Source organism: Rhizobium sp. PEPV16, from assembly GCF_008919455.1.
In the GTDB taxonomy this organism is placed as follows: domain Bacteria; phylum Pseudomonadota; class Alphaproteobacteria; order Rhizobiales; family Rhizobiaceae; genus Rhizobium; species Rhizobium leguminosarum_Q.
On the sequence record NZ_VSZV01000347.1, the window covers coordinates 59,781 to 71,869 of the forward strand.

A 12,089-nucleotide genomic window follows, 5' to 3' on the forward strand; every position below is an offset into this window, starting at 1 on the left:
GTCAGCCTCCGCGCCGAAGGTCATGGTGCCGAGGCAATAGGCGGTGACGACGGTCCCGCTGGGACCGAGCTTGCGATAATCCATTTCTTCCTCCTCATGCGGATACCCGCAGCCGACGTGCAAACGTCGGGGTAGAAGCCGGGGCTCCCGCAATCAATGACAATGACAATATTGTGCTTGAGGCGGCCGCTTGCCGCCGGATGACGTATAGCGCCCTGGGCTGGGAGCACAGGGGCGAGGGCAGCATAGCCAATCCCGCCCGCTCTACCAAGTGAGAAAAAATATTCCTGCCTGCCATCGCGGCCGGCGACGTTTACCGATGTTGTGAAAACGACTCCGCGATCCGCTCGGCTGCAGCGACGCCGGTCTCGTAGGCGCCGTGCGCCGTCGAATAACGCGACTTCGAACAGGCTTCGCCGGCAAAGAAGATCCGCCCGTCATGCGGCGTGGCGAGACGGCCACGTTGATCGGAGGCGCCGGGTTCGGCGTAGGAATAGGAGCCGCCGATATGGGGCGCTGCGGCCCAGGCCGACATCGCGGCCACCGACATTTCCTTGCGGATATCCGCGCCGAAATGTGCTGCCAGTTCATCGCCAGCGAAGGAGAAGGCAGCCTCTCTGCCTTGCCTCTCCAGATCATGCGCGAGGTCGCCGGCAAAATAGGCCTCGACGACGGGCGCGCCGAACGGCCGGAGCTGATAGGTGCCGGTCGCACCGCGGCGGGTAGAGCCGAGCATATGCGTGTCCGCCGGCAGCGCCTGCTGATTTGCGAGCCTCAAGAACAGCTTGTCGGCGAGCCCGAGCGGCAAACGGGCTGCTGCCTCGATCTTGTCAGGCAAAGGCGGCTCGAAGGCGATCTTGCCGGCGGCAAGCACATTGGTCGAAACGGTTACCAGCACCGCGCGGGCACTGAGCACGCCCTGGTTCGTCTCGATGCCGATGTGGCCGGCATGACGATGGTCGATGCGCGTGACCTCGGCGCCGAGACTTGCCCGAACCGGCTTGCCGTAAAGCGAGACCAGCGTTCCATAGCCCTCGCGCACCCGCCAGTCAGGGCCAGGGCCGGGATCGTATCTGTTGTAATCGACGACCGACGACCGCTCCAGTTCGGCGCCGGTGATGTAGGTGCCGATCGCCCGGATCTGGCCGTTCCAGGGATTGCCCGGCTCGAGCATATCGGCCATGGCTGCGTCATTCCCCGCGTGGCTCTCAAGGCGCTCGAAGTAGGCGCCGATCGCCTCCCTTGCGGCACGCGCCGCCGCGTCATCCCGCTGAAGCCGCCGTCCGCCATCGTTCCAGGGTGCCGGCGTGCGGTCGACCGTCAGTCCGACCTCGCCGGCGATCGCAGTCCAGGCATTGGTCCGAGCGCCATGCAGCCAGCCGCAGCCGAGATCGAGCCCGATATCAGCGGCCTCAACTAGTGCGACCGTCCAGGCGCGACCGCCGAGACGATCGCCGGCTTCAAGCAGTAGGATGGAGAGATCCGGGCGGATTGCCTGCAGGCGACGGGCGGCGGCGATGCCGGCGGCACCGGCGCCGATGATGACGACATCCTCTTCGGCGCCCTTGCTGTTGTCACCCGGCATGTATTTTCCTTCGGTCGTGCGACGGTTAAGTGGAAGGGGTCGTCTCAAGCAAGCCCCGCTTCGCTATTGCAGCTGTTCCAGCAATCGCCGGAGTGCTGTCCGCAGGTCGTCCATCTGCTGCTGGCTGGTCAAGGCCGCCCAGCTTTCATCGACGCGCCGGCCCGCCGCCATCGCTATCGGCCTAACCCCCTGGCCTTTTTCCGTTAGAAACACCAGCCGGCCGCGCCGGTCGTTCGGATCGGGCCGGCGCTCGACATAACCCAAGCGCTCGAGTTCTTCCACGGCCTGCGTCATCGTCTGCTTGCGAACACGGGCAAGCTTGGTCAGCTCGCTGACCCGGATGCCCTCCGGCCGCGCGAAGGTGAAGACGTTGGCGTGCGGCGGGCGGATATCGCCGTAGCCGGCCTCATCGAGTGCCGCTTCGACGGCCTGCGTCCAATGCTGATGGACCAGACGCAACAACAGGCCAAGGGAAGAAGACGACATGAAACCCCACGCAGCAATATAGACAGTTACCTGTCCATATGATAAATGGACAGTCGCCTGCCTATATAGCGCGAAAGCGTGGAGCTCCATATGCCGACCATCGATATCCTCACCTCGTTCATCTCCTACGAGGAGCTGGGGGAGGGCGACCCGATCGTCTTCCTTCACGGCAATCCCACCTCATCGCATCTCTGGCGGAACATCATGCCCGGCATCGAGCCGGGCCGCTGCCTGGCGCCCGACCTCATCGGCATGGGGCGCTCCGGCAAACCCGACATCGGCTATCGCTATGGCGATCACATCGCCTATCTCGACGCCTGGTTCGATGCGCTTGACCTCGACGACATCGTGCTCGTCGGCCACGACTGGGGCGGCGCGCTGGCATTCGACTGGGCTTCGCGCCACGCCGAGCGAGTGCGCGGCATCGCCTTCATGGAAACCATCCTGCGGCCGATGAGCTGGGAGGATCTGCCAAGCGGCGGAAAGGCGCGTTATGAACTGTTGCGGGGTGCCGGAACCGGCGAGGCCAAGGTCCTCGACGAAAATTTCTTCATCGAACAGGCCTTGCGCGCGACCGCGCTGAAAGGGCTCAACGATTTCGACTGGGATGTATACCGCGCACCCTATCCGGACCGTAACAGCCGGCGCCCGCTGCTGGAATGGCCGCGCGCCATGCCGATCAACGGCGAGCCGGCCGATGTGGTCGCCAGGATCGAGGCCTATGACCGCTGGCTTGCTGCCAGTCCTGAGGTTCCCAAGCTGCTGCTGACCTTCGACGGGGCCTCCGAAACGCTGTTGATCGGCAGCGAGATGATTTCGTGGTGCCGCGACAACATCGCAGGTCTGGAGATCAGGGGGTGCGGACCGGCACGCCACATTGCCCCCGAGGACCAGCCCGAGGCGATTGCCGCCGAAATCAAAAGCTGGATCGACAGGAGGGGGCTCAGAACAGCGCAGCGGAAGGTCGCGTCTCAGGCATAAAAATCTGCGTCTGCGTCACCGTGACTGCGACATGACAGACTGTTGCAATGTTGAGCCGGTTCATGGGGGATCAATCAGCCACCGTGAAGGTTCCCATGCCACGTTTCGATCGACGACGCTTTCTTCTCGCCTGGCTTCGCGCGCCGCTGCGCATCGCCTCGATCACGCCGTCAGGCCCCCGCCTTGCGGGCCTGATGACCAAGGAAATTTCTCCGCTGACCGGGCCAGTTCTCGAACTCGGCCCGGGCACCGGCGTTTTCACCGGCGCCCTTTTGGAACGCGGCATTGCCGAGCGCGATCTGACGCTGGTCGAATACGAGCGGGATTTCGCCACCCTGCTTCAAGATCGCTTTCCCGACGCCAGGGTGCTGCATCTGGACGTGCGGCAGATGTGGAAGACGGCGCTTTCCGGAAGCTTTTTCGGTGGTGTCGTCAGCGGGCTTCCGCTTCTTGCCATGCGGCCGGACGATGTGCAGGCGCTGCTCGAGGGCTGCTTTTCCAACCTCAGACCGCATGGTGCCTTCTATCAATTCACCTACGGGCAAAAAATGCCCGGTGCCCGTCGAAATCCTCGACTCCCTCGGTCTTGTCTCAAAGAGGATCGGCTGGACGTTGCGCAATATCCCGCCGGCCGCGGTCTATCGGATTAGCCGCAGGTACCAGCCAATGGCATTGATCGAGCAGCGTCGCGCATGATGAGAGATAAAATCCTTTGCTGCGAGGCGGCAATCCCGCGTTCAATGCGCTACCGCTGCCGCAGGCGTCGCTGAGGTGGTATGGTCTCTTCCTATGGATCGACTGCCCCGATAGGAATGTGAGATGCGCATATTACTGATCGAGGATGAACCTCAAATGGCCGTGGCGCTCCGGGGGGCGCTCACCAGGCACGACATGGTGATGGACCACGTCTCGACCCTATGTGACGCCGAACTGGTGATCGGCGACGGCGCTTACGACGCCGTCCTCCTGGATCGGCAACTGCCCGACGGCGACGGCCTCGAACTCATTCCGAAGATCCGCAAAAGGGGGCTGACGCTGCCAATCATCGTCATCACCGCCAAGGGAGAGGTTCCAGACAGGATCACCGGCCTTGAGACCGGCGCCGACGATTACCTTGCCAAGCCCTTCGTCTTCGACGAACTTCTGGCGCGGCTGCGTGCCGTGATGCGCCGCTCCGAAACCTTGCGCCCGGCGCTGATCTCGATCGGCCGTCTTTCGTTCGATCCGACCTATTGCGACGTCAACGTCTCCGGCCTGCGTCTGGAAATGCCGCGCCGGGAGGCGCTGGTGCTCGAATGCCTCATGCGTCGTGCCGGTCGCATGGTGCCGCGACCGGCCTTGATGGAAGCGGTCTTCGGCTTTGACGACGAGATCCAGTCGAACGCGCTCGATTCCCACATATCGCGGTTGCGGCGCAAGCTGGCAGCATCGCAGGCAGGCGTGGTCATCAACGTTATCCGGGGCGTGGGTTATCTCCTGCGTGAAGCATCATGAGCAAACGATGCTCCTATTCGCTGCGCAAGCGCCTGTTCTGGCGGCTTCTTGCCGTGCAATCGGTCGTGCTCATCCTGGTGATGATCGTGCTGATTTCGGTTGGCAAGATATCCGAGTTCAGGTCGACGGAGGGCACGATCGAGATCCTGCGCCAGGCCGTCTTCCGCCAACCCACAGGAGAGTTGAGCCTGAGGGAGACCGAGGATCTGCGACAGCTGCGCAAGCACGCACCCGATCTCTGGTACACTGTCCGTGACATGCAGGGACATGTTTTGACCGAAGGCCGGATTCCGGAAGAATATGCCACAATCGGCAACACGCTCGATCATGTCGGCGAGGCCGAGTTCGGCGCGAATCTCGGCGACCACGACCGTCCGGCTGCCCGGATGAAGTGGATCGCGACGGATTGGGGACAGGTGCAGTTTCTGACGGGCACCGGCGGCCCCATCTCGTCCACCTTCATCCTGCTCAAGCTTTCGCTGGTCCTTGCGAAGATTGTTATTCCGATCGTCGCGGTGATGGCGTTGGGTGCGTTGATCGCGACGCCGCTCGTCGTGCGACGATCGCTGGTCGGGATCGATCAGGCCGCGCTCCAGGCCGATACGATCGATATCGACCAGCGTGGCGGCCGGCTGTCGGAACACGATATTCCCGAAGAGATCGCGCCGCTGGTGCACGCCGTCAACCGCGCGCTCGGCCGTCTCGACGAGGGTTACGAGCGGCAAGAACGGTTTCTGACCGATGCCGCGCATGAGCTGCGCACGCCAATCGCCATTCTGAATACAAGAATTGGATCCCTACCGCACAGTTCGATCAAGACCGATCTCTTGGAAGATGCCGCAAGGCTTGCCGTTCTCACCGAGCAGATGCTCGATCTTCAGCGACTGAAACAGGGCAAGGCCCAGTTCTGCAAGGTCGATCTCGGCCAGCTGGCGAGGAAGGTCATCATCGAGATGGCGCCGCTGGCCTTTGCCGCGGGCTATATGGTGCAGTTCGATGTCGACGGCGCCGGCGAGATCGAGGGCGATCCTCTGGCGCTGCAGCGCGCCCTGATGAACATCCTGCAGAACGCGATCAACCACGGCGGCAGGAAAGGCACCATCTCGCTGACTTCAGGCTGTAACTGGATCGAAGTCAGGGACGAGGGACCGGGCATCCCCGCCGATATGCGGGATCGGATATTCGAGCCGTTCTTCAAGCGCCATCACGACGGACGCGGCGCAGGCCTCGGCCTCAATCTCGTTCGCGACATCCTGCGCATGCACGGCGGCGAGGTGACGATCGACAATCGCAGTCCCGGCGCGGTCTGCCGGCTGAGCTTCCCGCCGGACAAAACGGCAGACGCTGACATGCCACCGCGCCTGGCGACTGCATAATTCAAGGTGCTACAGCGTTCCTTGCGCCTCGCGAAAAGACGCGCGGCGTTGTCATGCGATGGATTAAATCGCGTCTCCGTGACATATAGATTCGATGAGCGTGCACAGAGATTCGCAACTCGACATGTTTGCCAAGGCATCGCCCGCGACGGCCAAGGCACGCGGTCCATCGCACCGGCGGCCATCGCAGCCGGTCGTCCACTCCAATGAAGACATGGCGCGGGCGCTCGAAGAGACCGGCAACTATCGCATCTTGAGAAAACTGGCGGCCCGGCCGATTGCGTCAGTCAGACAGCCTGGGTTTTCGCGGCTCGGCGTCATTCTCGATACGGAGACCACAGGTCTCAACCATCGCAGCGACGAGATCATCGAAATCGGCGCCGTCGCCTTTACCTTCGACGATGACGGCGCGATCGGCGATATCGTCGGCATTTACGGCGGCCTGCAACAGCCGTCCCGGCCGATCCCGCCCGAAATCACCCGGCTGACTGGTATCACCGATGCGATGGTCGAAGGACAGCTCATCGATATCCAATCGCTGCGGACGCTGATCGAGCCGGCGGATCTGATCATTGCCCACAATGCAGGTTTCGACCGGCCGTTCTGCGAGGCCTTCTCGACGATTTTCACCGGCAAGGCCTGGGCATGCTCGGTTTCGGAGATCGATTGGAGCGCCCGCGGCTTCGAGGGCACGAAGCTCGGTTATCTCGTCGGTCAAGCCGGTTATTTCCACGAAGGACATCGCGCCGTGGATGACTGCCACGCACTCCTGGAAATCCTCGATCGGGAGCAGCGCGACGGTGAAAGCCCGTTCACCGAGCTTTACCGGGCCAGCCAGCGCTCGCGCATCCGTATCTTTGCCGAACACAGCCCGTTCGAGATGAAGGATCATCTGAAGGCGAGGGGTTACCGCTGGTCGGACGGCAGCGACGGTCGCCTGAAGTCCTGGTGGATCGAAGTCGGCGAAGAGGATCTCGACGACGAGCTATCCTATCTGCGCTCGGATATTTACCGATGGGCCGAGGCGGAGCCGCCGATCGTGCGGCTGACGGCCTTCGATCGCTTCAAACTCTGACCGCGAAGCGGTTCGGATCCTGATTGGCTACTCGATATGGCGACCCATGCAAGCGCCGCATAGGTGCACTGATGCATTGGCGCTGCAATAATCAGATGTCTCATACTATATACAACTCATCGAAGCGAACGAAGCGCCAAGGACTGGCAGCTAAGCTTCGAAAGCCCACGAAAGGGGATCATCATGAACGTAGCACGCTCTTTCAATAACTGGCGCAAGTACCGTCAGACGGTCGCTGAACTGGGTCGTATGTCCGCACGCGAACTGGACGACCTCGGCATCGGCCGCAGCGAAATCCGCAACGTCGCCCGCGCAGCCATCGCCCGCTAACGGCAGCTTAGACCAAGCATCTTCAAAGACTATGCCAGCGCCTGCTTCCTCCCGAGCGGGCGCTTTGCTTTTGTGCTTGCGGCTGATGGAGCAGGGCGATCCAGCCTCCCGCTTTTCGCATAACGCATAGCTGCCCTGCAAAGAAGTGCCTATCAACTGAGCAAAAAATAAGTATGATTATTTCTATCGAAGCGATGCACCTCCTCCCGCATCCCTTCGATATACAGGCGCCCCATCCTCCTCCCAGGGTCGTCTGTGGAATGACAGCACTCCTCCTCCCAGCTGTCGTTCGGTTTTTTACGAAAGCCTGCCGCACCTCCTCCCGCGGCAGGCTTTTTCGTTTTGGCCAATAGCACCGCTGGATCGCGCCAAGAACGACCGCTTGCGATCCATTGCTTGGATGATGGCGTCATCATCTCCGGAAATTTTCCTGTCTATCCAAATTCGCTTCATGCTCTTGCGGGCCTTGCGTCTCCTCAAGCGCGCACGGACAAACATGTTGACTCCAAACTTGTCGTACAACTATGTAACCGGATGGATACCGCCGCAGCGGAACAGGCCGGACAAGACCGGCTCCCGCAATAGCGACGACCCGTAGCGACAATGAAGCGGAAGGAAAATTGACATGCAGATCGACGTGAGGCACGCCTCCCATCCCGAGGCCGTGCGCGATTTCGACACGGAGACGCTGCGGCGTCACTTTCTGGTGGAAACCGTCTTCGCGAGCGGCGAGATCCGGCTCACATATTCGCATTACGACCGAATGGTCATCGGCGGCGCGACGCCGATCGGCCCCGGGCTGACGCTGACGGCGCCGACGGCGATCGGACAGGAAACCTTCCTTGCCGAGCGTGAACTCGGCGCCCTGAACATCGGCGGTGCCGGCCGCATCATCGTCGACGGCACGAACTACGATCTTGCCAAGTATGATTGCCTCTATGTCGGCAAGGGTGCCAAGGACATCAGGTTCGAGAGCGCGGATGCCGCCAATCCGGCAAAGTTCTATCTGGTCTCGACGCCAGCGCATCAAACGCACCCGACCGTGTTGCTCACCCGCGAAAAGGCCCGTCACCTGACGCCGGGCGAAGCCGCGACGGCCAACAAGCGGTCGATCTATCAGTTCATCCATCCGGACGTTTGCCAGTCCTGCCAACTCACGCTGGGCTTCACCATGATCGAGCCGGGCAGCGTCTGGAACACCATGCCGGCCCATACGCATGACCGCCGCATGGAAGCCTATCTCTATTTCGATCTGGAAGCGGAGCAGCGTGTCTTCCACTTCATGGGCGAGCCGCAGCAGACCCGGCATATGCTTGTCGCCAACGAACAGGCAGTCATCTCGCCGCCTTGGTCGATCCATTCGGGCGCCGGCACCAAGAACTACAGCTTCATCTGGGCGATGGCCGGCGACAATAAGAGCTTCACCGACATGGACCATATCGCCATTGCAGATCTGAGGTGAACATCGTGGCAAATCCCTTCGACCTTTCCGGCAGGACTGCCGTCGTCACCGGCGCCAATACAGGGCTCGGCCAGGCCATCGCGGCAGCGTTGGCGCAGGCCGGTGCGTCGATCGTCGCCGTCGGGCGCTCCTCGATGGACGAAACCGAAGCGCTGGTGAAGGAAGCGGGAAGCCGCTTCCATGTCGTCAAGGCCGATCTTGCCAGCATCGAGCCGGTCAAGGGGATCGTCACAGAGACCATCCAGACCTTCGGTGGCCTCGACATCCTCGTCAACAATGCCGGCATCATCCGCCGCGCCGATGCGCTCGACTTCACCGAGGAAGACTGGGACGCGGTGATCGACGTCAACTTGAAGACCGCCTTCTTCCTGTCGCAGGCCGCCGGCCGCCACATGGTCGACAAGGGCAGGGGCAAGATCATCAACATCGCCTCGCTGCTCTCCTTCCAGGGCGGCATCCGGATTCCGTCTTATACCGCCTCGAAAAGCGGCCTCGCCGGACTGACCAAGCTGCTGGCCTGCGAATGGGCCGGCAAGGGCGTCAACGTCAACGCCATCGCCCCCGGTTACTTCGTGACCAACAACACCACAGCGCTGCGCGAGGATGCCGACCGCAATGCCGCCATCCTTGCCCGCATCCCGGCTGGGCGCTGGGGAACGCCGTCCGAACTCGGCGGTGCGGCCGTATTCCTGGCATCGTCGGCATCCGACTACGTGCATGGAACGGTGCTACCCGTCGATGGCGGTTGGCTGGCGCGCTGATCGGTCTCACCAACCGATCAGGCCTGAAGCATGTCGCGCAAAAGTGTGATGCGGTTTTGCGGTAACGACATGTGTAAAAACAAAGACCTAAAGCGCGGGGAGCTAATCTGAAAGATCGCGACGCGCTTTAGCACCGCTGCCCACCGCATTGGCGTGGATGCGGAATGCGAACAGGAAACGGGGTCGGCACAGCCGCCTCGACACCAGGATTTCGAAACAGGATGGCAGACAAGGACAACGCGGTCTTCAATACCATTCAGCAGGCGCCGAACCTGCGCAGCAATCTTGCCGACATGTTGACGGCGCAGATCGAGTCCGGTGACCTGAAGCCCGGCCAGCGCCTGCCGACCGAACAGGCGATCATGACGGCGACCGGCGTCAGCCGGACGATCGTTCGCGAAGCGCTCGCCGCGCTGCGCGCGAAGGGGCTGATCACCACGCGGCAAGGCCTTGGGGCTTTTGTCTCGAACGATCCGACGCCCCGATCTTTCTCCATCATTCCCAACGACCTGCAGTCGATCGACGAGGTTCTGCGCGTGCTGGAGCTGCGCATGGGGGTCGAATACGAAGCCGCGGGTCTTGCCGCGTTGCGGCGCACGCAGGAGGATATCGAGCGTATGCAGGATCGTCTCGACGCCCTCGACAAGGCGCTCGAGGAGGGTGGATACGGCGCGCAGGAGGACTACGCCTTCCACAGATCCATTCTGGTCGCGACGCACAACTCCTATTACGGCCGCCTCTTCGACACGTTCGGCAACATCATGGTGCCGCGGCAATGGGCGCGCTTGGACAAGATGACATCAGCCGAGCGCAAGCGTCATGCGGCGCGCATGCGCAGGGAACACCACGCCATATTCGCGGCGATCCGCGACTGCGACGAATCCGCCGCGCGCCGCGCCATCCGAAGCCACCTGTCGAAAAGTGCCGCGCGCTTCGAAGAGTTGCGCGACGCTACCGCATAATACCGCAGTGCATGGCGCCCCCGCTTCACACCTCAGGCTTCAACTTCATCAGCCGCCGCCAGGCGGCGTGGTCGGTTTGCAGATCAGCAGAAGCGTGGATCGCGGGCAGAAGCGGTTTGCGTTTGCGCCGGCCGAAGCGCCGTTTGAAGCCGAGGATATTTTCGACGAAGCTCCTGGTGTAGAGCCCGGGGCCGCTTGAATAGATCCGCCATCCGCCGTCGACGGCGATCTCTCCCGCCTTGACGCGTTCCCATTCGGCCGCTGCCTGATAACGGTCATGGAAAGCCGCGTCGCTGCTGCTGAAATAGGTGTTGCGCTGGCGCAGCGATGCATGCGGCAGCGCTGATGTGACAGAAATCGGATTGACGACGGCGATCGCCTTCCAGAGGTCCTCCGCCTCGGCATCGAGCGCCAACGTCTCGCAGTAGCGCAGATGCGCATGCACATACATCAGCCCGATCTCGCGGCCGAAGAAGGAGGAGGATTCGGCCCGGCGAAACAGCGTCTCGGCCCCGCCGGCATAGGTCGCGGGCTTTTCCATCAGCCGCACCCCGTCGGGGAAGAGCAGATGCTCTTCGATCAGCTTCATATGATTGCGTCTTTGAACCGGCGTGAAGAGGCCGCCGAGCATCGCCTGCGTCATCGAGATCAGCGAAAAATACAGGCCGGTGCGCCGGTCGCTTGGATGCAGCAGCAATTCAACGCCGTCATGGCTGGGATCGAAGATGCCATAGCCGGCAACGACGCCGCCACGCACGAGATGGCGGTTGAAATCCCGGCGCATCGCCGTTGCGATCTTCCTCAAGCCCTTGGCCTTGTTGCCATGGCCGAGGCGGCGCAGGATCGCCGAATAACGGACGATCTGCTCGTAGAGCAGGGCAACGGTCCAGCTGCTGACCATCCAGTCGCGCAGATGGGGATCGGCCGGCTGCAGTGAATCGTTCCAGTCTCCCTCGCCATAGCGGATCAGATGCGTTCCGGGAATGAAAGCTTCGCGAACGGTCTCGAGCAGCTTCTCGACATGGATCGCGATGCTGTCGAGCTCCGGCGCCCGGGCCATCGTCTTTTCGTCGCGCCAGGAGACTTTCTCGTCGAGGATGGCGAGATCGCCCGTCGCTTCGATATAGTCGCAGAGCGCCTTTAGCGGCCAGACGACGATGTCGCCGTGACTATCGCCCGCCCGGATGTTGGCATAGGGCTCCAGCATGAACCATTGCGGCCAGTCGCCTTTTTCCAAGTATTGTTCGCTAAAGACGGTTTTCAGCACCTCCTTGGCTTCGCGGTCATGCTCATAGGCAAGCAGGAATTCGATCGGGCCCTGGCATGCGTCGCGTGTGCCCCAGGCCGCACCGGTATATTGCTCGAGGCCGTGTGGTACGCTCAGATGCACGATCGCATCATGCGCGAGCCAGGGCAGGAGGGTCGTCTGCGCGGCAAGGTCGGGCGCCGTGCTGCCGATCGTCAGGCCGCGCACGGTGTTCCGCCAGAATTTTGATGCCGGTGCAAGCATGGCTTCATCGGTAACGCCGGCCTCATAACGTTGCGCCAGCCGCTCGGCTTCCGCCGCATCGGTCATC

Annotated in this window: 11 protein-coding genes and 2 pseudogenes; 9 read left to right on the forward strand and 4 right to left on the reverse strand. The window is 62.1% G+C overall.

What is annotated here, in order from left to right; genetic code table 11:
- Positions 1-313: 313 nt before the first annotated feature.
- A complete protein-coding gene (locus tag FY112_RS29080) occupies positions 314-1,585 on the reverse strand; it encodes an NAD(P)/FAD-dependent oxidoreductase (protein ID WP_151519879.1) in 1,272 nt (423 codons plus the stop codon).
- 63 nt (positions 1,586-1,648) lie between these two features.
- On the reverse strand, positions 1,649-2,161 hold the full coding sequence (locus FY112_RS29085; protein WP_151519880.1) for a MarR family winged helix-turn-helix transcriptional regulator: 513 nt from the start codon (positions 2,159-2,161) through the stop codon (positions 1,649-1,651).
- On the opposite strand from FY112_RS29085, the gene FY112_RS29090 reads away from it, so the two are divergent.
- The 6 genes and pseudogenes from FY112_RS29090 (at position 2,162) to FY112_RS29115 (ending at position 7,327) form a co-directional block, all read left to right on the forward strand.
- Positions 2,162-3,052 (forward strand): haloalkane dehalogenase, encoded by an 891-nt coding sequence (locus FY112_RS29090; protein ID WP_151519881.1) that lies wholly within the window; start codon positions 2,162-2,164, stop codon positions 3,050-3,052.
- 95 nt (positions 3,053-3,147) lie between these two features.
- Positions 3,148-3,748: pseudogene (locus FY112_RS29095) on the forward strand (methyltransferase domain-containing protein).
- Positions 3,749-3,871: 123 nt separating this feature from the next.
- On the forward strand, positions 3,872-4,546 hold the full coding sequence (locus FY112_RS29100) for a response regulator transcription factor (protein ID WP_151519882.1): 675 nt from the start codon (positions 3,872-3,874) through the stop codon (positions 4,544-4,546).
- Positions 4,543-5,922: a HAMP domain-containing sensor histidine kinase gene (locus FY112_RS29105; RefSeq protein ID WP_151519883.1), complete on the forward strand. Its 1,380-nt coding sequence runs from the start codon at positions 4,543-4,545 to the stop codon at positions 5,920-5,922. The genes FY112_RS29100 and FY112_RS29105 overlap by 4 nt, the downstream gene beginning before the upstream one ends.
- A gap of 94 nt (positions 5,923-6,016) precedes the next feature.
- Positions 6,017-6,997 (forward strand): 3'-5' exonuclease, encoded by a 981-nt coding sequence (locus FY112_RS29110; RefSeq protein ID WP_151519884.1) that lies wholly within the window; start codon positions 6,017-6,019, stop codon positions 6,995-6,997.
- Between the two features lie 183 nt (positions 6,998-7,180).
- Entirely contained in the window at positions 7,181-7,327 is a 147-nt protein-coding gene (locus tag FY112_RS29115; RefSeq protein WP_003548073.1) for a DUF1127 domain-containing protein, read from the forward strand.
- Positions 7,328-7,479: 152 nt separating this feature from the next.
- On the opposite strand, the gene FY112_RS29120 is transcribed toward FY112_RS29115, so the two are convergent.
- Positions 7,480-7,743, reverse strand: a complete 264-nt coding sequence (locus FY112_RS29120) for a hypothetical protein (RefSeq protein WP_131708713.1) — start codon at positions 7,741-7,743, stop codon at positions 7,480-7,482.
- Positions 7,744-7,952: 209 nt separating this feature from the next.
- Between FY112_RS29120 and kduI the strand changes: the two genes are divergently transcribed.
- The 3 genes from kduI (at position 7,953) to FY112_RS29135 (ending at position 10,512) form a co-directional block, all read left to right on the forward strand.
- Positions 7,953-8,789, forward strand: coding sequence for a 5-dehydro-4-deoxy-D-glucuronate isomerase (kduI, locus tag FY112_RS29125; protein WP_131628902.1), 837 nt, complete (start codon positions 7,953-7,955; stop codon positions 8,787-8,789).
- On the forward strand, positions 8,786-9,550 hold the full coding sequence (gene kduD, locus FY112_RS29130; protein ID WP_281040228.1) for a 2-dehydro-3-deoxy-D-gluconate 5-dehydrogenase KduD: 765 nt from the start codon (positions 8,786-8,788) through the stop codon (positions 9,548-9,550). The genes kduI and kduD overlap by 4 nt, the downstream gene beginning before the upstream one ends.
- Before the next feature lie 221 nt (positions 9,551-9,771).
- Positions 9,772-10,512 (forward strand): FadR/GntR family transcriptional regulator, encoded by a 741-nt coding sequence (locus FY112_RS29135; protein ID WP_017957688.1) that lies wholly within the window; start codon positions 9,772-9,774, stop codon positions 10,510-10,512.
- A 25-nt stretch (positions 10,513-10,537) separates the two neighbouring features.
- Here FY112_RS29135 and FY112_RS38145 read toward each other — a convergent pair.
- A pseudogene (locus tag FY112_RS38145) lies at positions 10,538-12,089 on the reverse strand (cellobiose phosphorylase); the annotation flags it as partial.

Excerpts from the sequence above, each read along its gene's own strand:
- FY112_RS29105 (WP_151519883.1), top strand. The coding sequence starts at position 4,543 with ATGAGCAAACGATGCTCCTATTCGCTGCGCAAGCGCCTGTTCTGGCGG.
- FY112_RS29120 (WP_131708713.1), bottom strand. The coding sequence starts at position 7,743 with ATGATGACGCCATCATCCAAGCAATGGATCGCAAGCGGTCGTTCTTGG.
- FY112_RS29080 (WP_151519879.1), bottom strand. The coding sequence starts at position 1,585 with ATGCCGGGTGACAACAGCAAGGGCGCCGAAGAGGATGTCGTCATCATC.
- FY112_RS29100 (WP_151519882.1), top strand. The coding sequence starts at position 3,872 with ATGCGCATATTACTGATCGAGGATGAACCTCAAATGGCCGTGGCGCTC.
- kduI (WP_131628902.1), top strand. The coding sequence starts at position 7,953 with ATGCAGATCGACGTGAGGCACGCCTCCCATCCCGAGGCCGTGCGCGAT.
- FY112_RS29090 (WP_151519881.1), top strand. The coding sequence starts at position 2,162 with ATGCCGACCATCGATATCCTCACCTCGTTCATCTCCTACGAGGAGCTG.
- FY112_RS29135 (WP_017957688.1), top strand. The coding sequence starts at position 9,772 with ATGGCAGACAAGGACAACGCGGTCTTCAATACCATTCAGCAGGCGCCG.
- FY112_RS29110 (WP_151519884.1), top strand. The coding sequence starts at position 6,017 with ATGAGCGTGCACAGAGATTCGCAACTCGACATGTTTGCCAAGGCATCG.
- FY112_RS29115 (WP_003548073.1), top strand. The coding sequence starts at position 7,181 with ATGAACGTAGCACGCTCTTTCAATAACTGGCGCAAGTACCGTCAGACG.
- FY112_RS29085 (WP_151519880.1), bottom strand. The coding sequence starts at position 2,161 with ATGGAGCTCCACGCTTTCGCGCTATATAGGCAGGCGACTGTCCATTTA.